Genomic DNA, 22,621 nt, shown 5'->3' with positions numbered 1-22,621 from the left:
AGCAAGGACTGCCACGTTTTCAACATAATCCAAAGGCTCTCGAACAGAGTCTGGCATTTAATGTAGCCCAACTGGCAGCCTGCGGTGATGCAATGAAGCCACCCAAAATGCGTGAGTGATAAAACTGCAGGCTGCCGATTGCGGCGAGGTCTGTTCCCCAAACCCCGACACCCTGCAGACAGTTTGCCAACGCCGTTCTCTGGCTCGCAGCTGTTGCCTGCCACGCCAGACTTTCAGCCATGAGCCGCTAACTGACGCTGCACTTTAATCCCTCATCGAAGCCCCAGAAACCAGCGGTAGTAGGGGTTATCGTCATCGGTGCGCATCAGGTCCCGAACATTTCGCGACCAACCTTGGCGGTCTTGCTGGTAGGCGTTCAGGCCGGCAGAGTAAAACAACTGTAAGCGCCCCCATTGATTATCAACCTCAGCGGCAAATGCCGCATTACTGCCCTCCAGCGGAGGTGGGGTGTGCAGCGCGAGTAAGGTTGGCAGCACACGCACAATCTCTTTTGAGCGCACCCAAGAGGTGTATTCAATCAGTGGCTGGTTATCGGTGACCGGCTGCGCATCAGCGGCATAACGCGCGAGCCCGTCGCGATCTGTCACCCAGGTCGCCAGCAGCGCTGCCGGTGAGTTGATGCCGACTTCACGCAGCGACGCACGCACCTTGGGTTGCTCGAAACGCTCGCGAATCTGCGGTACGTTGAGGTGCATTTCATCGAGCGAGCCAATCATTAGCATCTCGTGAAACTCAGTGGTCCAGAGCGATGCGTGGGGAAACACATCAATAAAGCTGCGCACCAGCGACTGACTGTCCTCGTTATTCTGGGTGGGCAATGGCAGCCACTGCGCCACCAGTCCCCCCGGTTGCAGACGACTGGCAGCCAGCGCATAAAAATCCCGGGAATATAAATTCACCACTCCTGCTGCGGAGGGCGGCGGCGGTTCCAGCGTGATCAAATCATAGGGTTGAGGATTTCTCAGCAATTCACGACGGCCATCACGCAGGCGTATATCCAGACGGCTATCGGAGGCGGCGCCATAATTGCCTTTGAACAAGTGCGCCGCTTCAAGTACTGCCGGTAACAACTCCGCCACCACCGGCTTCTGCAGCCCGTCGTAACGCAGCATTGCCCCGGCGGTAATCCCCGTACCAAAGCCAATGACCAGAGCCGAGCGAGGTTCGTTGTTGTGAATCAGCAAGGGCAACAGCGCTTGCATACGCATATAACGCAGCGAAGGCATGGCATCACCAGTGTTCGACACCCCCTGAATATACAAACGATTGAACTGACGGGCATCGCGCCCCTGCTTCACCACCGCCACGGTATTGCCGCGGCCTTCCTGGTAGTACAGCAACTCGCCACTTCTCGCGCCTGGCAGCAGTTCCGCCAATTTCTGCGGCGGGGTCATGACCGCGCCAACCACGGTGATTAAAGCTATGCAGGCAATTGCCGCGCGCATGCCTGCCCCTACGCCCGTGCCGCGCCATGCGGCGATGCCAGCAATGGCGCAGGCGATCACAGCCAGAAAGGCCAAGGTACGCACCAAACCGATACCGGGGATTAACACCAGCCCGGTCAGGATCACTCCGACAATCCCGCCGAGCGTATTGAGTGCGATAACGACGCCAACATCACGCCCCACATGCGCCTTATTCACCGCAAGGCGCAACGCCAGAGGGAACGCCGCGCCAAGAATCGTGGTCGGCAGGAACACCACACACAAAGCGGCCATGGCAAAGCGAGCGCACATCCCGGCTAGCTCGTTACCGGTCAAATGCAGCACATAGAACTCAACCTGGGTTTGTACAATTATCAGCCAGCGACCAAGGCCTGCAATCTGCAGCAGTGCCAGCAACCCCGCCAACGCAATCAGAACCCCGAACAACCCCCACGGATCACGAATGCGGTCTGCCCGGCGCGCATAGATCGCACTGCCTATTGCCAGCCCCAGCAAGTAAGTTGCGAGCACCACCGCAAACGCAAAGGCGCGGGTGCTCATAAACGGCACAATGGATTGCGTCCAGACAATTTCATAACCCAGCGCAACGCCACCCGCAACGCAGTACAAGCCAATCGCCAGGCGTGCCTGCGCAGTGAGCGCTGGGCGCTCTGCGAGGTTCGACTCGGGCAGCGATCTGACGCTTTGACGCAGCCGTAAAGCCACCACTGCGCCGATTAGATTCAGTGCCCCGGCAACGACGGCACTGCCAATGACCCCAAATTGCGCGATCAATACGAATGCAGCCAACAAGGTGCCAGTAATGGCGCCAGCGGTGTTGGCCGCATACAGCCGCCCACCCGCCTCGCCAAATCGACCGTCCTGAGGGGACAGCGCGCGCATCAATACCGGTAACGTTCCGCCCATGAAGAAGGCGGGAATGCCCACCAACGCAAACGGCAGCAGCCAGGCGAGCAACCCTACGCTGCTCTCAAGTCGGGCATAAAGGCCCGCCGAATTGGCCAACGCAAGCGTCGCGCCAATCCCGAACACAGCCACAGCCAACTCAAGTGCGGCATACAGCCTGAGCGGGCGTTTTGAACGATCAGCCAAACCACCATAAACCAGCCCGCCTAATGCAAGCCCGGCAAAGAATGCACTGATAGCCGTGGTAACGGCGTAAACCTCGACACCGACCACCAGCGACAGTTGTTTGACCCAAAGCACCTGATAGACCAGCGCCGATCCGCCTGAAATAAATAGCAGTGCGGCGGCGAGCCGTATCGAAAAAGCCTGGGTTCCAAGAACACTTTCAGCAACCGGATCAGAGGCCTGATCACGAGAGGAGCTTGCGGTTGAGGACATCTGAACAGCCTTATCAGACAGAGAAAAACCTGCAACAGGTTTCCCTGTTGCAGGTTATGGAGACCCCCAAATCCCAGGGCACAGGCTCAGATCAGTTGGTTTTGGCGGCAGCCGCCTCTTCCATTTTTGCTTTGATCTGTTTGTCTACGTTCTCCCGGATCTGGTCGATGCTGAAGCTGGCAGGCAGCTGGCTTGGCGGATAATCGACAAAGGTCTGCAAGAACTTCGCCGAACGCTGAGTAGCTTGCTCGGTGATGAAAAGGTTCTTGGTCAGGAAGTCGTAGTACTGGTCAGATACGATATCTGCACGCTCATACGGGTCCATCCGCAGGTTGAAGATCTTAGGCAGACGCAGGCACACGAAAGGTTCGCTCCAGACTTTCATGCCACCGGGTTCACGCTGCTCACAGAAGACCACTTTCCAGTTGCCAAAACGCATGGCCACCAGATCGGTGTCGTCGTTGAAGTAGTAGAACTCGTCGCGAGCACCTTTGTCGGCTTTACCGGTCAGGTAATCAAGCTGGTTGAAACCATCAAGGTGAACCTTGAAGTTTTTACCATTCAGGTCAGTACCTTTGAGCAAGCGCTCTTTGATATCAGTGTCGCCAGCGGCAGCCAACAAGGTTGGGAACCAGTCAAGACCCGAGAACATTTCGCGAGAAACTGTACCTGGCTTGATGTGACCCGGCCAGCGGATCATAGCTGGTACCCGATAAGCACCTTCCCAGTTGGAGTTTTTCTCGTTGCGATAAGGCGTGGTTGCGGCGTCAGGCCAGGAGAACTGGTTTGGCCCGTTGTCCGTGGTGTAAACCACGATGGTGTTGTCGCTGATCTTCAAGTCATCAAGCGTCTTGAGCAGCATCCCGACGTCTTCGTCGTGCTCAATCATGCCGTCTGCGTATTCATTGCCAGGCATACCGCTCTGGCCTTTCATTGAGTCACGCACGTGCGTGAACAAGTGCATGCGAGTGGTGTTCATCCACACGAAAAACGGCTTGTCTGCTTTGGCTTGTTTCGAGATGAAGTCGATCGCGGCCTGGGTAGTATCGTCGTCAATGGTTTCCATGCGCTTGCTAGTCAGCGCACCAGTGTCTTCAATTTTACCGTCAGCAGAGGATTTGATTACACCGCGCGGAGATGCATTCTTGACGAAATCCGCGTCATCCTTTGGCCACAGCTCGCGCTCCGGCTCTTCTTCGGCATTGAGGTGGTAAAGGTTGCCGTAGAACTCATCAAAACCATGGTTGGTGGGCAGGTATTCGTCACGGTCACCCAAGTGGTTTTTACCGAACTGACCCGTCTCGTAGCCCTGCGCTTTGAGCGCTTGGGCGATGGTCACATCACGCGCTTGCAAACCAACTGCCACGCCCGGCAAACCGACCTTGGATAGGCCGGTGCGGAAGATGGTTTGGCCTGTAATAAAGGTAGAGCGCCCGGCTGTGCAGCTGTTCTCCGCATAGTAATCGGTGAACTTCATGCCCGCCTTGGCAATGCTATCGATGTGCGGCGTCTCATAACCGACAACGCCTTCGCCGTAGCTACTGATGTTGGTGATACCGACATCATCACCAAAGATAACCAAGATATTGGGCTTTTCTGCCGCGACCACCGCTGGCGCACCGATAACGGTTGCGACTGCAAATGCGATCCCGGGCAGCCACTTTCTGGGCTTATTCATACCTAACTCCTTCCATTGAAAAGTACTCACATAGATTTCTACAGCCAATGCTCACTGCGCACGAGCATCAGGCGCTACACCAATTAGGGGTTTAAACGATGGTCAGTAGAGTCGAAAGTGTAGACACGCCTGCAAGCCTTCGCCATGTAATAACCCGGAAAATTTAATGCCCTGTTCTGACGGGCGAAACGTGTTTACCAATCTGGCTATCACGGGCCTCAACCCGCTCGATATCGCCGGCATGCCCGCCGTAAATCGCTATCAACTCGTCCTACCTCAGCCAGCGGCGTTAGCTTACTGGCATCACCCTGAAGTTTTATGACAGCGGCCAGGCTTGTCGTACGATTTAGACCATGCACAAGCCCCCAACGGGGAGGGAAGACCGCTTAATAACGCTGAGTACAGATGCCTGTTCTGATCAACGCAGCGGCCAACTCTGGCTCATCCTGTTGGATTTAGCGGCAGTAACCCGCCCGCCGGGGCGGTGTCTGGCGATTGTTGTTTGAGCACGTTGCGAACCTGTTGCAATATTTCCAATAGCTTCTTGTTGTCCGCCGGGGTATGGCTTGAGGCGCTGTAACGCGCCTTTATCCAAGCATCCAACTCATTGGCTAACGGTGCCGGTAGCTGCTCGTTCAGACTATTGAGTTCATCGTGGCCAGTCGTCAGCCTGATCCAACGGTACAAGGCATCAAGACGCGGCGAGTCATTTTCGAGCTGCGCTTTCAATTCTCGCCATGCGTAATCAGGCGACTCCAGCCAGACTTGCTGCCGACGCGTGCGCCGCTGTTTCAGCGCAGTCAGAGCCCGCTGCAAATACGGCCGCCCGAAATACCCCAACAGCCCGAACATCAGCACCAACAGGCTGAAAAACAACCAGTGTTGGGTAATGTGTACTTTTGTCTGACGCCCCAGCCGACGCAGGTCTTCGCTGACCGAGAACGGCTGCTGGTAAGCGGAACCTGCGGCGACCTCAAACGTGACCGCCGGCACTGAAGCAACCTGCTCCTGCCCGGTCTGATCCCACCACTTAAGTTTGATGGCCGGCAACGTGTAATCGCCACCCTCGGTCGCGGTATAGGTCGCGGCGTCGTCACGCTGGCCTCCGCTGACATCCCCTCGTCCACTGCTCAGCGCACTGACCCGTGGCGCGTTCAGGTATAGCTTGAGGCCTGCAACCTCGCTGAACTGCGGTGCGGGGATCAGCATTGCTTCGCCACCTTCTGCACGAATGCTCAGCTGCCGGGTGATGCTGTCGCCTGTCTGCAGTGGCTCACGCGAGCGCACGATTCGCTGCGTCAGCGTCAGTTTTTGCGCGACCAGAGCATGAGCACCCTGCGCCACACCTGCGGGCTGCGTTGCGGTGAAACTCACAGCCTCGGATTGCACCGTTTGCGCACTGCTGCCTTGCCCCGGCAAGACCTCAATACTCAACGCGGGTATATCGAAACGCTGCGCTCGCTGCGGGCTGATTCGGTAGCTGTAGCGAATGCCAAAGAACGGCGTGCCATCAATCGTTTGATTAAGGTGCGTAGGGTCACTGGATGGCTCAGAAACAGTCGCACCCGGCAGCTCCAGCTTAGGCAGTTGCGCAGGCTTGGAGAACCAGGTGTCGACCATCAAGTCGACCTCCAGCTTGATGACCCCGCCAACCAATACTTGAGTGTTTGGTGATAGCCGGGTCTCGATAACCAGTTTGGGCTCGTCAGCCATTGCACGACCGACAAGCAGCAGACTCAGGATCAACAAGAACCTCATGGCTGACCCTCCTTGTTCTGCTCCCGTGCGACATCCTGGAGAAGGAATTTTTGCTCGAGGAACTTGTTGGGAGATGTGGTCAGGTTGTTCAACCAGAGCTCATCAGACTCGGCTTTCGCCATCGGCTGCTCGGCCTCTTTGCCGTTGTCGCTTTTCTTGTCAAACTTGATTTCATCGGGCTTTAAGCTTGGCGGTGAGGCCTCCTGCTGCGCCTCATAATCCTTTTGCAAAGCTTTTGCTAACGCCAGATTATCGCGGGCCTCAGGAAAATCCGGTTGCCGTTCAAGCGCTTGCTCAAAGGCATTTATGGCTTCGGGGAAACGCCGTAATTTGACGTATGAGTTGCCCAGATAGAACAATCCGAAGGCGGTATCGACAGGCGCCAGACTGACGAGAGCAAGGTCATAATCAGCCGCCTGATACGCCGCGACACCCTTCCAGTAAGGGTCGGCAAAATGCTCGGCTGCCTGTGGGTAACGCTGATGCTCATAAGCCCAACGCCCTTGCTGGTCGGGCGTGAAAAAAGCATCAGTCAGCCCAGCCGCTTTTACCAAAGACACCGGCATGCTTAGGCCAACTGCCAGCAACAGCCCGGCAAGCCAGTGCACACGCCAACCACGACGCACAGTTAATAACACCAGCAACAAGACGGGCCAGCTCAGCCAATATCCGGCATCCTTCCAGTGCGCCTGCTGATCTTTGTCCATCACCGCCTGAAAGTGGCGCTGAGCATGCAGCTCAATCCAGTCGAGATCATCGTCATTCAAGCTCAGGCTGCCCAACGGAGCATCGGCAGCATCGGCCAGTGCTTTCAACGCCGCAGGGTCAAGATCAGCAACCACCGGCCGGCCACTGCTGTCGCTGAGTATTTGCCCTTCGCCGTCACGCACGGCTCCGCCTGCTTCAGTACCAACAGCAAGCACCACTACTTGCAGATCCAGCCCCTGCAGGTGATCTTTGAGTTGCGGATTCAACTCAGGGTCAGCGCCGTCGGTTATCAGAACCAGGGTTGCGGGCGTTTTCTCGGCATCCAGCAGACGCCTGGCCTCATCAATAACTCCCAGCACGTCATGTCCGGGCTTTTGAATTAACGAGGTAGATAGCGCCTGCACGAACGTCGTCAGCAAATCCGGATCTTCGGTGGCGGGCAGCACCAGATGGGCGCTGCCGGCATAGGCTATCAGCGCCGTGCGCGAACCTGCCCGGCGCTTAACCAAGTCATCCAGCTTGGCCTGAACAGCGGCTAATCGCGTCGGTGCAATATCGCTGGCATCCATTGACGGAGAAAGATCGACTGCGAGGATAAGCGGCGCTCGGTCATCGAGAAACCCCGGGCGATCCTGCTCCCAGGTTGGCCCACTCGCGGCGATTGCGCCTGCACACACGATACCTGCAACCAAATGCACGGCCCGCAGACGCCGACGCTCGTCTGGCGAAACTACCAGCACAGCCAACAAATGGGGAGCAATGACGTTCTGTAACTGCCGGCCGATGTCGTGCCGTCGGGACCACAGAACAGGCAAGCCCAAGCCCGGCAAAATCAGTAATAGCCACAGCGGGCGCAAAAAGTGAAAAGCCTGCAGGTCGATATCCATATCAAGTGTCCTGTTGCGCAGCGGAACCGGCTGAAGAGCGAAATGTTGCGCTCAGCGCGGCCAGACCCTGGCCGATCAGCAACAACAATACAGCCGCTGCCAGCGGCCACCAGAACAAGTCGCGCCTGGGCTGATGGCTGAGCGTTTTCACCTCATGCGGGGTAATTTTATCCAGCGTCTCATACACCTGCTTGAGCGCCGCGCGGTCATCGGCGCGAAAGAAACGCCCTTGGGTCACGTTAGCTATATCTCTTAGCACGTCCAGATCGACCTTGGCATCGCCTGTAGCCGCGGGGTCGCCAATGCCGATGGTGTGCACGACGATGTGCTTATCGGCCGCCATTTGCGCTGCATGGCCTGGGGTAATTGCACTGCCGGTGTCGTTCCCGTCGGTGAGCAGGATCAGCACTTTCTCCTGCTCTTTGGCTTTATCCAACAGTTTGATGGTCAAGCCAATCGCATCCCCCAACGCCGTATTCGGACCGGCCATGCCACTGCCAACTTCATCCAGTAGCAAGCCCAGACTAGCGTGATCGAGGGTCAGCGGTGCTTGCGGATAGGCACCGGTGCCAAACACGATCAAGCCAATGCGATCATCCTTGCGCTGTTCGATAAACCCACGCACCACATCCTTGACCGCACTCAGCCGGTCGACCTTGTTGCCGTTGGCATCGGTGTAGTCACGGGTGTCCATTGATTGCGAAATATCGATCGCCAGCATCAGGTCGCGCACGGGCTGTTTATGCTCGAGCGGCGGCTCAACCCATTGCGGCCGGGCGCACGCCAGCAAAACCAAAGCCCAGACCAGCAGATTAAGGAGCATTTGCCAGCGCCCACCCGGCTGACCCGACACCTTGGGCTGCTGGCCAACCGCCTGGCTTACCCCGGTAAAAAACGGCACACGCAGTGCGCTGCGCGTCTCTTTATACTCTCGCGCAAAGCGATACATCAGCCACGGAAGCGGCAGCAATGCCAGTGCCCACGGATAATCAAGCTGCCACATGGTGATCCTCAATCCATTGCCGACAACGGGTAAGCAAGGCGTCAGTTTCCTCGCCAGCCAACGCCAACACCTGCTCGCCTGTACCGTATGCCAAGAGCCCCAGTTGATGACTGAAGTCACTGGGAACGGTCGTCGTGCTGCTGCGTTGCAAAAACGCCTGCCACTGATCGCCCCCCAGGCTTGCAACCGCCGGAGAGCCGGGGATCGACAAGGCCACACGTTTGAGCAGCACCGGAACTTGCCGCAACGCTTGCAAACGCCGATGTTCCTGGGTCAACGCGAGTTCAATTTGGCTCAACTGCGCCAATGCCTCGCGCCGGTAGCGATCACGCTTCCATTGCCGCCAGCGCAGCCAGCCCCAGACAATCAAGGCCAGCAGCACAATGATGAGCAAGGCCACCCACCCCCAGGTTTGCGGAAAGTAACTGAACGGCGGCTGCGCCAACGGCAACTCTTTAAGCTGGCTGACTGTGGGTGTGGTAGCGGCTGTCATCTCATCACCTCGACCAGTCGCCCCAGCTCTCTGCGCAACTGAACGAGGCTATCCTCATGGGTGCTGAGCATCATCAACGGCACCTGACTGCTGTTCAACAAGTGCGCGACTTCGCGCATGCGGCCGGATAAAAACTCGCCCAAAGGCTTTTGCACCTGCTTGCGGTCGATCTGCAACTCAACCTGCAATTCACCCTGAGTGACAACAATCCGGCCTTTACTGGGCAGTTGCATTGCCAGAGGGTCATAAACCTGCAGGGCGATCACATCATTGTGCGCCTTGAGTTCGCGGAGCATTTTCAGGGTCTGCCCGCTCGCGCCGGCAAAATCACTGATCACGCAAATCAGGTTGTCATGCCCGGCCAGTTCCAGACACTGGCGTAACCCCAAGTCCAACTGCCCCTGTGCGTCTTTCTCGACAGCCGTTGCCGAGAGCGCACGGTTCTGCCGAACAATGCTTGCAAACAAGGCTTCTACCCGCGCCCTGCTGCGCAGCGGACGGATATAGTCGATGCGCTCATCGCCGATCACCAAGCCTCCTACCCGATCGCCCGCCTTGAACGCAATCCAGGCGCAAATGGCGGCCAGCTCTGCTGCGGTTACCGACTTCAAACTGCGCTGTGAGCCAAAGAACATGCTCATGCGTTGATCTGCCACGATCAGTGTCGGCCGGTCACGCTCCTCAGTGAACGAACGCACAAAGGGCTTACCAAAGCGCAGCGAGGAACGCCAATCGAGATGGCGCAGATCATCACCTGGTGCGTAACGTCTGAGCTCGTCAAAACTGAGCCCACGTCCTCTTATGCGCGATGCATGGCTTCCGGACAGAATGCTCGAGAGCGGTTGTCTGGCAAAAAAGCTCAGGCCCACAGCACGGTGCTCAAGCGCCATTAATTGCGGCAGGGAGGCATAAATAAAGTTATCGGTTTCAGCACTGGAAGACGCCATGGCTTCTCGTCCCTCAGGCTGCAATAGCCACTTTATCCAAGAGCCGGTCTAGCACGTGGTCTGCACTTAAGCCGTCAGCTACGGCGTCATACGACAACTGCAAGCGATGACGCAGCACTGGATGCACCACTGCACGCACATCATCTGGGGTGACAAATTCATTGCCAGACAGCCAGGCGTGAGCCCGTGCAACCCGATCCAGGCCAATTGCGCCACGCGGGCTTACCCCGATCTTGATCCAGCGTGCCAAGTCGTCATCGTATGCTTGCGGGTTTCGTGTGGCATCAATCAGGTCGATGATATAACGGTCGATCAACTCACTGACCTGAACCCGGCTAACCTCTTGCCTCGCGGTAAAGATAATCGACTGCGACAAACCGACGGGGGCACCTGCGCTGTTACCGTCTTGCAGGGCCTGCTCCTCAACACGCAATAAACGCAGCACCTGAGTTTCGTCTTCGGTGCTTGGATAGTCGATCAGCAACTTCATCAAAAAACGGTCCATCTGCGCCTCAGGCAGCGGATACGTTCCCTCTTGCTCGATGGGGTTCTGCGTGGCCATTACGACAAACAACGGCGGCATCGGATACGACTGCCCAGCAACGGTTATCTGCCGCTCTTCCATTGCCTCAAGCAGCGCCGCCTGAACCTTAGCCGGCGCACGGTTAATTTCATCCGCCAGAATGACATTGCCAAACAACGGACCGGGCTGAAACTTGATTTGGTTTTGGCCATCGACCTGCTGGAGGATCTCCCCGCCGGTGATGTCTGATGGCAACAGGTCGGGCGTGAACTGGATGCGGCTCATCTTGGCTTCCAGGTTCTGCGCCAGCGCTTTAACGGTCCGCGTTTTGGCAAGCCCGGGCAAACTTTCCAACAAAACGTGGCCGTTGGCGAGCACGCCCAAAAGAAGGTGCCTGATGGTTTGTTGCTGCCCCAGTACCTGCTGCGCCATGGCTTTTTCTAATGCTACAACCTGTTCTTGAGTACTCATCGTCAGCCTTCAATATTTGATCAATAGTTTGCATTTGCGCAGTTATCCCATGCGCATGAATTATTGAGATTTAAGGGCGAAAAGCGGGAATTGGGATTATCTAAAGATAGGACGCTAACGGCGCTAATGCAGAGCTTTGCAGGCATTTTTTGTACGCGCGCGGTCAGCGCAATCGCTCCCTAAAAACCATTCACGGGCATCCTTTACACACTGAGTATAGACAGCGATTTATAAAGCCCAAGGCAAGGTGACATTGAAACCGCAAAAACAGACGCCCATAAAAAATGCCAGACCAAACCGCTGCCTGGCATTCTCAAGTGTGCTGCGCTCATCGAGCGCAATCACGGAGCATTACTGGTTGAGCAACTGCCCAATCGCCGGGTCCTTGAACGCGCGCGTCATGGCGTCGCTCAACACATCGCTGACCAACTGGGTGTTGGTATCTTGGTTGGGCGACATGCCGAATCGTTGATTCAGCGACGCGCCGTAACGACCGCTGAAGCGGCGGTTGCTGTTCTGCACATCGGCGCGAATGGTTGCGCTGATATTGGCTTCGGTCACATACAGCTCATCTTTTGGCGACTGATATTTGAGGTCGGTCAGAGTCAGCGTCAACTGCGGGGCATTAACCGCATTGCTGGTAGGGGTAAAGCCCAACAGGCGCACAGCGGCTTCTGCTTCGGCCTGCATGCGCGGCACCAGCGCTTCGCGGTTCACGCTGATGGCGCTGGTTTCCGGGTACAGCCCGCCGCGCGTACCGAGCACTGGCGATGAGCGACCATCGGCAATTTTCACCACGACAGGCTGGCCATGGCCAACGGCGGTCAGTGATGAAGTCAGTTTAGGTTGAGGGGTGATTTGTTGAGGGCTGTGGGCACAACCAACCAGCGTAAGGCTGGCAACCGTAATCAGGCCAAACAGCAAGCGAGGCAACATGCTCATCTCTCCAATGACGTAGAACGCAAAAAGTGCGGCAAGTATACCCAGCGCGCAGACGCGCTAACAGCACTGCTAGTGAGACATATGTGCAGCAGCGCTGGTTCAATCAGGCTATTGGCAGCATGCGCCGTTGCTACTTTAGTCGCGGGACTATTTTCCCGAATGGCCCGATGAATTGCCCTGCCAATAGCCACAATCGCGGAAAAAACCTGCGGGCAAATATCGCCTGTGACACTAAAGCGCCACAACAGCTCGCTGAAAGCACCACGCTAGAGCCTTTTCCGCGCGGGCGCTTACAAACCGAACTATCTGGCTTACCGGCTCTCAAAATAGCTAAGAGTGACCAGTCGTCGCTCATGCTCGCGCAGACTAAGTGTTGGTTGACTGACCATTGGCCGAATAAAAGTCACGTCGGGCGATCAATTTTGCTGCTTTCGTCTTATAATCGCGCCCCGATTATAAGGACGCCTCCTGATCGGGCCTTGCTTTTCAGCCTTGCCCCAGAGAGTCGCCCACTTCGTAAAGCCTTTTGCACGAAGACCACCCTGCCCGTGTGCCACAACCCAGCAATGGCGGCATCTGCAGTGTAGGTCGAGGCCGGCTTACGAACTTTTGAGGTTCATGTCTCCAAAAGAGCATGAAAAAAAACGGTTTTAACAACTTCACAAGAGTGTGGCGAAAAAATGAACAACTTTGCGGCGGGTTTGCGCACGGTTATCACTTCACCGGTGTCGTCAGGAGAGTTCAGCGACCGCTGATGAACGCTTTGCAGCGTTGATTCACGCATGGCCACTGGCTGTCAATTGGGTGCTGATTTTGGAGAAGCGATAATGGCGCAGAATAATTACGATTCAGTAGACGTGTTGCTGGTTGGGGCCGGCATCATGAGCGCGACGTTAGCCGTGCTGCTGAAAGAACTCGATCCAGCAATCAAACTGGAAATCGTCGAGTTGATGACATCCGGAGCGATCGAAAGCTCCTTCCCGTGGAATAACGCAGGTACCGGCCACGCAGGCCTGTGCGAGCTGAACTACACCCCTGAAGGCGCAGACGGCTCTATCGACATCAAGAAGTCGGTAAGCATCAACACGCAGTTCGAAGAATCGAAGCAGTTCTGGGCCTATCTGGTCGAGAAAGGCGCATTCGGCTCACCCAAGGACTTCATCAATGCCGTTCCGCACCTGAGCTTTGTGCGCGGTGAAGATGGCGTCGCGTTCCTCAAGAACCGCTTCAACGCACTGACTGCGCACCACGCATTCAGCGAAATGGAGTACACCGAAGACCGCGCCACCATGGCTGAGTGGATGCCGCTGATGATGCCGGGGCGCGATCCCAACGAGCGCATTGCAGCCACCCGCGTCATGGCCGGTACCGACGTAAACTTTGGCGCCCTGACTCAGAAGCTGCTCCAGCACCTGAACAATCAGCCGGACGCCAGCGTCAAGTGCAACCAGAAAGTGGTCGGTCTGGAGCGTAACGCTCAGGGCTGGCGCGTGACGGTGAAGAACCCAACCAACGGCAACAGCCGCCAGATTCAGGCCAAGTTTGTATTCCTCGGCGCGGGCGGTGGTGCTCTGCCGTTGCTGCAAATGTCCGGCATTGAGGAAGGCAAAGGCTTCGGCGGCTTCCCGGTGAGCGGCCAGTGGCTGCGTTGCGACAACCCGGAAATCGTCAAGCAGCACCAGGCCAAGGTTTATAGCCAGGCTGAAGTGGGCTCGCCGCCGATGTCGGTTCCGCACCTGGACACACGCGTCGTCGATGGCAAGAAATCCTTGCTGTTCGGACCGTACGCCGGTTTCTCCACCAAGTTCCTGCGTCACGGCTCCTTGATGGACCTGCCGTTGTCGGTTCGTCCGAACAACATCGGCCCGATGCTGGCCGTTGCGCGCGATAACTTCGACCTGACCCGCTACCTGATCAAGGAAGTGATGCAGTCCGAAGAGAAGCGCCTGCAAACCCTGCGTGGCTTCTACCCGGAACTGGACCCGAAAGACTGGCGCCTGGAAATGGCCGGTCAGCGTGTGCAGATCATCAAGAAAGATCCGAAGCGTGGCGGCATTCTGCAGTTCGGTACTGAGCTGGTTGCAGCGCACGACGGCTCTATTGCTGCACTGCTGGGCGCATCGCCTGGTGCTTCGGTGACTGTTTCGATCATGCTCGACCTGATCCGTCGCTGCTTCCCTGAGCGCGCTCAGTCTGCCGAGTGGACGAGCAAGCTGGCCGAGATCTTCCCGGCTATGGGCGACGTGCTGGCCAAGGACGCTGAAGTCTATCGTCAGGTACAGGAGCGCTCCGACGCGCTGCTGCAACTCAGCGAGCCCGCAATGGCCTGAGGCTGTTGTGATTAGAAAAACCGCCTACGGGCGGTTTTTTTTTATGCCCGCGCTACGACCTCAGACCGAGGTGGCGGTGTGCCGGAAGCTGAAGTAGCGACGCAATGCGCAGATCATCTCGACATATTCGGCGGGCGGCGCCACCAGAGCGAAGCCCGAGTCGAAGCTGCCGGGCGTGACATCTTCACGGCACCATTGGCAGGTGGCGGTGATGTCGATAAAGCGCTGCGCAGGCTGGCCGGGAATTTTCAAACGCATTTCGAAACGCGCCCCCACCAGCAGCGGCAGCTCGCTGATCAGCATCATGCCATCGAGCGACACATTGCCAATGAAGCCCATCGGCTTATCGGTATTGCGGTTGTAGACCTTGAGATAGGAAGGTAGCTGCAGCCGACTGATATGACGTTGATTAGGCATAGTGGCACATCGCTATATTGAAATCTGAGTATAACTGCCTGCGCCGGCATTTGCAGACCTAGCTGCAATTTTTGCCGATTTCACTGCGCAATTGCTGCCGCGCCGCATCCATTTCCTGATCTGAATAATAACTGCGCTCGCCATCAGCGTCTGGCCGATAGTAACGATAACCTTCGGGCATCTGCTCCAACTGCTTGCGGAGTTTAGTGCAGGTCTGCTCGGTCTTGGCCCGGCGCTCTGCAGTGGCAGCAGCGGCTTGGGCCTGCTCATCGCGGCGGGCATCGTAAAATCGCTCGGTGCGGGCCTGACGCTCACGTGTGGCTTGATCACGCTCGACCACTTGCGGCTTAACCTCGACTCGCTGCGCGCCAGCACCATTTGGCCGCTGCTCGAAATGCACCTGCCCGGACGCGTCGGTCCAGCGGTAGATCTCGGCGCTGGCCAGTCCTGGCAACAGCAGTACACACAGCAATAGCCGCATCAAACTTCTCCATGGATAAGCACACAAGCATACCCCTGAATGGCCAAGACGCCAGTTGCTCAGCGGTTAAGCAGTAAGCCCAGGCTGCGGCCTAGCGCGAACCCAGAAGTGGCTTCTCGGTGGGCACATGGCCAAGCTGGCGCAAGGTTTCCAGACGCGCACGCGCACGAAAGGCGTATTCGCTGGTTGGATAGGTGCTGATGATGAAATGATAGGTTTGCGCCGCATCCACAAATAATCGCTGGCGCTCGAGGCACTGGCCGCGCAACAGCGATATTTCCGGCTGCAGATAGCGCCGCGATCGGCTGGTGCGCTCGGCCTTGGACAACTCCAGCAAGGCAGTCTCGCAATTGCCGCGATCATAGGCGCGGTAAGCGCTGTCTATATGATGGTCCAATGACCAGCGGGTGCAGCCGGATACACCCGCCAGCACCAGCATGATGATCAATGCACGCATTACAACTCTCCTCGATAATTCCGCCTCAATACTCAGGCAAGCCTGAACCGTTGAGTGCACATGCTGATGCTATCGGCCGCCAGTTAAAATTCTTCACCGTCAATACGCGCATCACGCATTGCTTTTACGCTAGAGCAAAAGCGTCATTCATGCTTTGGCACGCGCCGCACGGCGGCCACTTGCACAAATACAAGCCGACAGCGCTAAGGTAGTGCAGATGAACAATGACTACAGCGTTTTGCCGTAGTAGCCTCGCCACCAGTTGTATATCAGGAGCCTGAGCATGACCGTACGTCGCACCAAAATCGTCGCCACCCTTGGCCCAGCGAGTAACTCACCGGAGATGCTCGAACAACTGATCATGGCCGGCCTCGATGTTGCCCGCTTGAACTTCTCCCACGGCACCCCGGACGAGCACAAGGCTCGCGCCAAGCTGGTACGTGAAATTGCCGCCAAACACGGCCGTCACGTTGCGCTGCTGGGTGACTTGCAGGGCCCGAAAATTCGTATCGCCAAGTTCAGCAACAAGCGCATCGAACTGGCAATCGGTGATCACTTCACCTTCTCAACCAGCCATCCGCTGACTGATGGCAACCAGCAGATCGTGGGCATCGATTACCCGGATCTGGTCAAGGATTGCGGCGTCGGCGACGAGTTGCTGCTCGATGACGGCCGCGTCGTCATGCGCGTGATCAGCGCCACAGCCGATGCGCTCAACTGCGAAGTGACTGTCGGCGGCCCGCTCTCCGACCACAAAGGCATCAACCGCCGTGGCGGTGGCCTGACAGCGCCAGCACTGACCGACAAAGACAAAGCCGATATCAAGCTGGCGGCCGAGATGGAACTGGACTATCTCGCGGTGTCGTTCCCGCGTGATGCAGCAGATATGGAATACGCCCGCCAACTGCGTGACGAGTCCGGCGGTACTGCCTGGCTGGTGGCGAAAATCGAACGCGCCGAAGCGGTCGCCGACGACGCCACACTGGACGGCCTGATTCGCGCCAGTGACGCGGTGATGGTTGCCCGTGGCGACCTCGGTGTTGAAATCGGCGACGCCGAACTGGTGGGCATTCAGAAGAAGATCATCCAGCACGCCCGCACGCACAACAAGGCGGTCATCACTGCAACGCAGATGATGGAGTCGATGATCCAAAACCCGATGCCAACCCGCGCCGAAGTGTCGGACGTTGCCAACGCGGTACTCGACTACACCGACGCTGTGATGCTTTCGGCCGAAAGTGCGGCCGGCGCCTACCCGCTCGAAGCGGTTCAGGCGATGGCGCGGATTTGCATCGGTGCCGAGAAGCACCCGACCAGCAAGAAGTCGAGCCACCGCATGGGCGAGACGTTCACTCGCTGTGACGAGAGCATTGCGCTGGCGGCCATGTACACCGCGAATCATTTCCCGGGCGTCAAAGCGATTATTGCCCTGACTGAAAGTGGCTACACGCCGCTGATCATGTCGCGCATTCGCTCATCGGTGCCGATTTTCGCCTTCTCGCCGCATCGCGAAACTCAGGCTCGTGCGGCCTTGTTCCGTGGTGTCTACACCGTACCGTTTGATGCAGCCGCTTTGTCGCCGGAGCTGGTTAGCCAGGCGGCAGTGGACGAGTTGCTGCAACGCGGCGTGGTGCAAGCTGGCGACTGGGTCATCCTGACCAAGGGCGACAGCTACCACACGATTGGCGGCACCAACGGCATGAAAATTTTGCATGTCGGTGATCCACTGGTGTAAGCCAGACCGTGTTCACTTGCAGGCGCCACCCGGCCCTGCAAGTGAGCAGGCTTTACCCGAAAAACGCCTGATTAGCTGAATTGAGAGAAATCAGGCTGTCTGCGCTGCATGAATGCTGTCATTGCCTCACGCGCTTCCGGCGAGTGCAGGCGCTTGCAGAACAACGCCCCTTCTTCTTCGATCACCTCGCGCAATTTCTGCCGATCCGGTGAACGCATCAATCGCTTGCTGTCCGCCAGTGCCGATGGCGGTAGCTGGACAAAGCGCATGGCCATTTCCAACGCCTTGGCATGAGTCGCCTGACTGTCTTCCAACGCCTGATTGGCAATGCCCCACTGCGCGGCCTGCTCGCCACTGAAGCTTTCACCCAGCAACAGCAACTCTGCAGCTTTTGCATGGCCCAACATCTGCGGCAGGATCAGGCTCGAGCCGAACTCGGGGCACAGGCCGAGATTGACGAAGGGCATGCGCAGCAGCGCGTTGCGCTGGGTATACACCAGATCGCAATGCAACAGCAGGGTTGTGCCAATGCCCACAGCAGGCCCGCATACAGCGGCGACAACCGGCTTGCTGAACTCAAAGAGTGCGAGCATGAAATGGAACACGTTACTGCTCATGTCCCGCGGCGGGTTTTGCAGGAAGTCGGCAACGTCATTGCCGCTGGTGAAACAGTCATCGCCGCCGGTAATCAATACCGCGCGCACTGAACTGTCGGCATCGGCGCTGCGCAGGGCTTCGGCGAGCTGGCCATACATGGCGTTGGTCAGGGAGTTTTTCTTTTCGGGGCGGTTGAGGCGCAAGGTAACCAACCCGGCGTTACGCTCCACCTGCACATGATCATTCATCACTCACATCTCGCTGTTATTGTTCAAGGGCGATGCATGCCTCGCCCCGAAAATGGCTTTCAGCGCGCGTGAGGCACAAATAAATCGGTGAACACCTGGTTGCGGGGTACGCCGGCCAGATACAAGCGCCGGGCGAAGCTCTCAACCTGCTCAGGATGACCGCAGAGTAAAGCCTGAGTTTGCCGGGAAACAAGCCGTAGACCGGCCAAAGCCGCTGGCAACTCGGCCGCCGTCACGCAGCTCACGTGCAACTGCGGATGGGCGTTGGCCAATGTTTTTAACGACTCGGCCAAGTAGTGCTGCCCGGCTGAGGCGAGATGCAACACGCGTATTTCTGCCTGATGGTTTTGCCGCAAGGCTTCGCGCAACACGCCAAAAAGCGGCGCCAAGCCGGTGCCGGATGCCAACAACCACAGCGGCTTGGCTTGCCAGTCCGGGTCGTAATGCAAGGCTCCACCGCGCAGCTCACCCAAAGCCACACTGTCGCCCGGCTGTAATTGACGGGCACGCGAGGTGAAAGCGCCCTGCTCCGGACAATCGATGTGAAACTCCAGCCACGGATCTTCATCCGGCAAACTGGCCAGCGAATACGGCCGGGCAATTTGCTGATTTATCCACAGCAGCAGATGCTGGCCGGGCTCATAACTGAAAGGTCGCGCAGGAGTTAAGCGCAAGCGCAAGACGCGACTGCTCAACCAGTCGCAGCTGTGCACCGTGGCCGGGCGCGCATCGTTGAGCGGGTTGAACAATTCAATCTGCACATCGCCCTGCACCTGGCATTGGCAAGCCAGACGCCAGCCTTGCTGTCGGCGCTGGGCATCCAGTGCATCAGGCTTGGCATCGGCCAACTCGCCGCTCACGCAGTGCACCATACAGGTATGACAACTGCCGGCCCGGCAACTGTAAGGCACGCGAATATCGGCACTGAGCAAGGCATCAAGCAGATTGGTTGCGGGCGCCACAGTCAGCAGTTGGTCGCCCACCCGAAGGTCAGGCATCTGCATCTTCCCAAGCCGCCGAGCAGCGATTGCGGCCATCGCGCTTGGCTTGGTACAGCGCCTGATCAGCGCGATGCAGGGCGTCATCCAGATCGTCGTGTGCGGTTAGCAACGTCATGCCAACCGAAAGGCTCAGATTATTGATTTTCACACCTACGGGTTCGGCGTTACTGAAGGCTTCACGCAGGCGCTCACAACAAGCGGTGAACTGATCTGCGTCGGTATTAGGCAACAGTAAAACAAATTCCTCGCCACCGTAACGGGCAATGATGTCGCCTTCACGCAAACACGACTGCGCGACGCCGGCAAATGTTTGCAGAACCCGGTCGCCAGCGGCGTGCCCATGGGCGTCGTTGATGCGTTTGAAGTAATCGAGGTCAATCAACGCCAGGCCATGCTGGCGGCCGTGACGCAGGAACTTCAATTCACGCGTCGCCAGCCGGATAAAGTTGCGCCGGTTACACAACCCGGTGAGTTCATCGGTTGCAACCAGATCTTCAAGCTGGCGCATCATGCCGCGCAATGTGTCCTGATGCGCCTGCAACGCAACCCGGCGCTGGCGCATACGCTGACGCATGGACTGCAGGTAGCTGGCAAACAAACCCAGCCAGAGCAAGACCACAGCCAGTGTGGCAACTTGCAGGATGGCCTGACTGACACTGCCAAGGGTGAAGTTGTAGGCCTGATACAGATTCAGAGCAATAAAACCGAACAGCGCATAGAGCGTGCAACGCCAGAACACCGCTGAGCGCAACTGGAACACACCGAAGAGCAAAATCAGTGCGTAGAACACCAAGAAAGTGCCACGCTCTTCAGCAGAAATTGCCAGCAGTGCATGCTGGCAGGTGATCCCGAAAAGAACCTGCGCTTCGGTCAGACTGGGGTCATCAAAATACTGATTGCGCTCGCTGATAAACAGCCAGAAAAACACAAGCTGCCCGGCCAGCACGCAACCTAACAGAATCAATAAGGCCGGAAGAGAGGCGGTCACCAGATCGGAGAGGTGCGCCACAGTGCACAAGAAAGCTACCAGACAATAGGTTGCAGCCGCCATGCTGAATCGCCGCAGCAACAGCCTCTGCAATGACTTTGACGGTGCTTCCAAGTCACTCATTATTAGAATTCCATGCACTAGTGGCAAATCGCCGCTACTGTAGCCTGATCTTGACTATGTTGTCAGCCAAGCGTAGTCAAATAATTAGTTAGCTGTTAGCCATCAATCGCACGCGCTATAATGCCTCCCCTTTTTTTACGCCTAATGCGTCGACTTCTTCCGGCGCGTCCATAAGTTCCTGCCCAATCAAAGGAGCGCCAAGCATGACCGTGATCAAGCAAGACGACCTGATTCAGAGCGTTGCCGACGCACTGCAGTTCATCTCCTATTACCATCCGACAGACTTCATTCAGGCTATGCATGAAGCATACCTGCGCGAAGAATCCCCGGCGGCCCGTGATTCGATGGCGCAGATTCTGATCAACTCGCGCATGTGTGCCACAGGGCACCGCCCGATCTGTCAGGACACCGGGATCGTCACCGTGTTTGTCCGCGTGGGCATGAATGTTCGTTGGGACGACGCCACTATGGGCGTTGAAGACATGATCAACGAAGGTGTTCGCCGCGCCTACAACCTGCCAGAGAACGTGCTGCGTGCATCGATCCTCGCCGACCCGGCTGGCGCACGTAAAAACACCCGCGACAACACCCCGGCAGTGATCCACTTCTCGATCGTCCCTGGCGACAAAGTTGAAGTTGATGTCGCAGCCAAAGGCGGCGGCTCTGAGAACAAGTCGAAGATGGCCATGCTCAACCCGTCCGACTCGATCGTCGACTGGGTGCTGAAAACAGTTCCGACCATGGGCGCAGGCTGGTGTCCGCCGGGCATGCTCGGCATTGGTATCGGCGGTACGGCCGAGAAAGCCGCCGTCATGGCCAAGGAAGTGTTGATGGAGTCCATCGACATCCACGAACTCAAGGCTCGCGGCCCGCAGAACCGCATCGAAGAGCTGCGTCTTGAGCTGTTCGAGAAGGTCAACCAACTGGGCATCGGCGCTCAAGGTCTGGGCGGTCTCACCACCGTTCTCGACGTCAAAATCATGGATTACCCGACGCACGCAGCGTCCTTGCCGGTGTGCATGATCCCCAACTGCGCAGCCACCCGTCACGCTCACTTCGTGCTCGACGGCAGCGGCCCGGCCGAACTGGAAGCGCCGTCGCTGGACGCCTACCCGGAAATCGTCTGGGAAGCGGGCCCAAGCGCACGCCGTGTTGACCTCGACACCCTGACCCCGGAAGACGTACAGAGCTGGAAGCCGGGCGAGACCATTCTGCTCAACGGCAAGATGCTCACTGGCCGCGATGCGGCGCACAAGCGCATGGTCGAAATGCTCAACAAAGGCGAGCAACTGCCGGTCGACCTTAAAGGTCGCTTCATTTACTACGTCGGCCCGGTTGATCCGGTAGGCGACGAAGTGGTTGGCCCGGCTGGCCCGACTACCGCAACGCGGATGGACAAGTTCACCCGTCAGATCCTTGAGCAAACCGGCCTGCTGGGCATGATTGGTAAATCCGAGCGCGGCCCGATTGCTATCGAAGCGATCAAGGACCACAAAGCGGTTTACCTCATGGCAGTCGGCGGCGCGGCGTATCTGGTGGCTCAGGCCATCAAGAAGTCGAAAGTCCTGGCATTTGAAGAAATGGGTATGGAAGCCATCTACGAGTTCGAAGTTAAAGACATGCCGGTTACTGTGGCGGTCGATACTTCGGGTGAGTCGGTGCACATCACCGGCCCGGCCATCTGGAACAAGAAAATCGCCGACAGCCTGGCGGTAGAAGTTCAGTAAGCCTGAGTCACTGCTTTGTATTCGGCGCAGCTCACCCCTGCGCCGTCAGCGACACCGCGAAAGCCCGGCCCAATGCCGTAATGCTGTTCACTTAAGCATTTGTATCTAGGTCGGGGTTTAAAGAAAATCCGATACCAGTTTTCTGGTATCGGATTTTTTATGCCCATTCAGCAGCAATTGCTCGACCTCGGCGATCTTTTCAACTTCTCCGACCTAAGTACCTTCACTCAAAACATCCCAGTGGAATGGGTAGCCAGCGCACTCAATCTTTCGGCGCAATCGACGATACGTCGGCGA

General features: G+C 57.3%; 18 protein-coding genes. 3 read left to right on the top strand and 15 right to left on the bottom strand.

The genetic code is table 11. The features are described 5' to 3' along the window. Positions 1-272: 272 nt before the first annotated feature. The 9 genes from FEZ62_RS12060 to FEZ62_RS12020 form a co-directional block, all read right to left on the bottom strand. Complete coding sequence (locus tag FEZ62_RS12060) at positions 273-2,810, bottom strand: fused MFS/spermidine synthase (RefSeq protein WP_172927794.1); 2,538 nt, start codon at positions 2,808-2,810, stop codon at positions 273-275. A 91-nt stretch (positions 2,811-2,901) separates the two neighbouring features. Next, positions 2,902-4,488, bottom strand: a complete 1,587-nt coding sequence (locus FEZ62_RS12055; RefSeq protein WP_172927793.1) for an arylsulfatase — start codon at positions 4,486-4,488, stop codon at positions 2,902-2,904. 441 nt (positions 4,489-4,929) lie between these two features. Further along, positions 4,930-6,246, bottom strand: coding sequence for a BatD family protein (locus tag FEZ62_RS12050; RefSeq protein WP_172927792.1), 1,317 nt, complete (start codon positions 6,244-6,246; stop codon positions 4,930-4,932). Continuing rightward, positions 6,243-7,841 (bottom strand): VWA domain-containing protein, encoded by a 1,599-nt coding sequence (locus FEZ62_RS12045; protein ID WP_172927791.1) that lies wholly within the window; start codon positions 7,839-7,841, stop codon positions 6,243-6,245. The genes FEZ62_RS12050 and FEZ62_RS12045 overlap by 4 nt, the downstream gene beginning before the upstream one ends. Before the next feature lies 1 nt (position 7,842). Next, entirely contained in the window at positions 7,843-8,844 is a 1,002-nt protein-coding gene (locus FEZ62_RS12040) for a VWA domain-containing protein (RefSeq protein ID WP_172927790.1), read from the bottom strand. Further along, a complete protein-coding gene (locus tag FEZ62_RS12035) occupies positions 8,831-9,337 on the bottom strand; it encodes a DUF4381 domain-containing protein (protein ID WP_172927789.1) in 507 nt (168 codons plus the stop codon). The genes FEZ62_RS12040 and FEZ62_RS12035 overlap by 14 nt, the downstream gene beginning before the upstream one ends. Next, positions 9,334-10,284, bottom strand: coding sequence for a DUF58 domain-containing protein (locus tag FEZ62_RS12030; protein ID WP_172927788.1), 951 nt, complete (start codon positions 10,282-10,284; stop codon positions 9,334-9,336). The genes FEZ62_RS12035 and FEZ62_RS12030 overlap by 4 nt, the downstream gene beginning before the upstream one ends. 13 nt (positions 10,285-10,297) lie before the next feature. Then, a complete protein-coding gene (locus FEZ62_RS12025; protein WP_172927787.1) occupies positions 10,298-11,278 on the bottom strand; it encodes a MoxR family ATPase in 981 nt (326 codons plus the stop codon). Between the two features lie 351 nt (positions 11,279-11,629). Then, positions 11,630-12,214, bottom strand: a complete 585-nt coding sequence (locus FEZ62_RS12020; protein WP_069897785.1) for a YajG family lipoprotein — start codon at positions 12,212-12,214, stop codon at positions 11,630-11,632. Positions 12,215-13,047: 833 nt separating this feature from the next. Here FEZ62_RS12020 and mqo point away from each other — a divergent pair. After that, positions 13,048-14,550 carry a malate dehydrogenase (quinone) gene (mqo, locus tag FEZ62_RS12015; protein ID WP_090512915.1) on the top strand — a complete coding sequence of 501 codons (1,503 nt, stop codon included), beginning with the start codon at positions 13,048-13,050 and terminating at the stop codon, positions 14,548-14,550. 60 nt (positions 14,551-14,610) lie between these two features. On the opposite strand, the gene FEZ62_RS12010 is transcribed toward mqo, so the two are convergent. From FEZ62_RS12010 to FEZ62_RS12000, 3 genes are all read right to left on the bottom strand, one after another. Next, the gene (locus FEZ62_RS12010; RefSeq protein ID WP_069897787.1) at positions 14,611-14,967 is read right to left on the bottom strand and encodes a PilZ domain-containing protein; all 357 of its coding nucleotides are present in this window, start codon (positions 14,965-14,967) and stop codon (positions 14,611-14,613) included. 58 nt (positions 14,968-15,025) lie between these two features. Further along, a complete protein-coding gene (locus FEZ62_RS12005) occupies positions 15,026-15,451 on the bottom strand; it encodes a DUF4124 domain-containing protein (protein ID WP_090512918.1) in 426 nt (141 codons plus the stop codon). An 88-nt stretch (positions 15,452-15,539) separates the two neighbouring features. Next, on the bottom strand, positions 15,540-15,905 hold the full coding sequence (locus FEZ62_RS12000) for a hypothetical protein (protein ID WP_069897789.1): 366 nt from the start codon (positions 15,903-15,905) through the stop codon (positions 15,540-15,542). Positions 15,906-16,188: 283 nt separating this feature from the next. On the opposite strand from FEZ62_RS12000, the gene pyk reads away from it, so the two are divergent. Beyond that, a complete protein-coding gene (gene pyk / locus FEZ62_RS11995) occupies positions 16,189-17,640 on the top strand; it encodes a pyruvate kinase (protein ID WP_069897790.1) in 1,452 nt (483 codons plus the stop codon). Positions 17,641-17,711: 71 nt separating this feature from the next. Here the strand turns inward: pyk and FEZ62_RS11990 are convergent, their stop codons facing one another. The 3 genes from FEZ62_RS11990 to FEZ62_RS11980 are packed head-to-tail and all read right to left on the bottom strand — an operon-like array spanning position 17,712 to position 20,597. Further along, positions 17,712-18,485, bottom strand: a complete 774-nt coding sequence (locus FEZ62_RS11990) for an enoyl-CoA hydratase (protein ID WP_172927786.1) — start codon at positions 18,483-18,485, stop codon at positions 17,712-17,714. 59 nt (positions 18,486-18,544) lie between these two features. After that, positions 18,545-19,483, bottom strand: a complete 939-nt coding sequence (locus FEZ62_RS11985; RefSeq protein ID WP_172927785.1) for an iron-sulfur-binding ferredoxin reductase — start codon at positions 19,481-19,483, stop codon at positions 18,545-18,547. After that, the gene (locus tag FEZ62_RS11980) at positions 19,476-20,597 is read right to left on the bottom strand and encodes a GGDEF domain-containing protein (RefSeq protein ID WP_172927784.1); all 1,122 of its coding nucleotides are present in this window, start codon (positions 20,595-20,597) and stop codon (positions 19,476-19,478) included. The genes FEZ62_RS11985 and FEZ62_RS11980 overlap by 8 nt, the downstream gene beginning before the upstream one ends. Positions 20,598-20,800: 203 nt before the next feature. Between FEZ62_RS11980 and FEZ62_RS11975 the strand changes: the two genes are divergently transcribed. Further along, complete coding sequence (locus tag FEZ62_RS11975; protein ID WP_069897794.1) at positions 20,801-22,324, top strand: fumarate hydratase; 1,524 nt, start codon at positions 20,801-20,803, stop codon at positions 22,322-22,324. Positions 22,325-22,621: the final 297 nt, after the last annotated feature.

The sequence above is a fragment of the Pseudomonas sp. MS19 genome, from assembly GCF_013277615.1.
Classification (GTDB): Bacteria; Pseudomonadota; Gammaproteobacteria; order Pseudomonadales; family Pseudomonadaceae; genus Aquipseudomonas; species Aquipseudomonas marincola.
Note: the sequence above shows the minus strand (reverse complement) of the source record. Positions and strands in the feature narration are given on the sequence as shown.

Bases quoted from the DNA above. Each gene is read 5' to 3' on its own strand.
- FEZ62_RS12060 (WP_172927794.1), bottom strand. From the start codon at position 2,810: ATGTCCTCAACCGCAAGCTCCTCTCGTGATCAGGCCTCTGATCCGGTT.
- FEZ62_RS12055 (WP_172927793.1), bottom strand. From the start codon at position 4,488: ATGAATAAGCCCAGAAAGTGGCTGCCCGGGATCGCATTTGCAGTCGCA.
- FEZ62_RS12050 (WP_172927792.1), bottom strand. From the start codon at position 6,246: ATGAGGTTCTTGTTGATCCTGAGTCTGCTGCTTGTCGGTCGTGCAATG.
- FEZ62_RS12045 (WP_172927791.1), bottom strand. From the start codon at position 7,841: ATGGATATCGACCTGCAGGCTTTTCACTTTTTGCGCCCGCTGTGGCTA.
- FEZ62_RS12040 (WP_172927790.1), bottom strand. From the start codon at position 8,844: ATGTGGCAGCTTGATTATCCGTGGGCACTGGCATTGCTGCCGCTTCCG.
- FEZ62_RS12035 (WP_172927789.1), bottom strand. From the start codon at position 9,337: ATGACAGCCGCTACCACACCCACAGTCAGCCAGCTTAAAGAGTTGCCG.
- FEZ62_RS12030 (WP_172927788.1), bottom strand. From the start codon at position 10,284: ATGGCGTCTTCCAGTGCTGAAACCGATAACTTTATTTATGCCTCCCTG.
- FEZ62_RS12025 (WP_172927787.1), bottom strand. From the start codon at position 11,278: ATGAGTACTCAAGAACAGGTTGTAGCATTAGAAAAAGCCATGGCGCAG.
- FEZ62_RS12020 (WP_069897785.1), bottom strand. From the start codon at position 12,214: ATGTTGCCTCGCTTGCTGTTTGGCCTGATTACGGTTGCCAGCCTTACG.
- mqo (WP_090512915.1), top strand. From the start codon at position 13,048: ATGGCGCAGAATAATTACGATTCAGTAGACGTGTTGCTGGTTGGGGCC.
- FEZ62_RS12010 (WP_069897787.1), bottom strand. From the start codon at position 14,967: ATGCCTAATCAACGTCATATCAGTCGGCTGCAGCTACCTTCCTATCTC.
- FEZ62_RS12000 (WP_069897789.1), bottom strand. From the start codon at position 15,905: ATGCGTGCATTGATCATCATGCTGGTGCTGGCGGGTGTATCCGGCTGC.
- pyk (WP_069897790.1), top strand. From the start codon at position 16,189: ATGACCGTACGTCGCACCAAAATCGTCGCCACCCTTGGCCCAGCGAGT.
- FEZ62_RS11990 (WP_172927786.1), bottom strand. From the start codon at position 18,485: ATGAATGATCATGTGCAGGTGGAGCGTAACGCCGGGTTGGTTACCTTG.
- FEZ62_RS11985 (WP_172927785.1), bottom strand. From the start codon at position 19,483: ATGCCTGACCTTCGGGTGGGCGACCAACTGCTGACTGTGGCGCCCGCA.
- FEZ62_RS11980 (WP_172927784.1), bottom strand. From the start codon at position 20,597: ATGAGTGACTTGGAAGCACCGTCAAAGTCATTGCAGAGGCTGTTGCTG.
- FEZ62_RS11975 (WP_069897794.1), top strand. From the start codon at position 20,801: ATGACCGTGATCAAGCAAGACGACCTGATTCAGAGCGTTGCCGACGCA.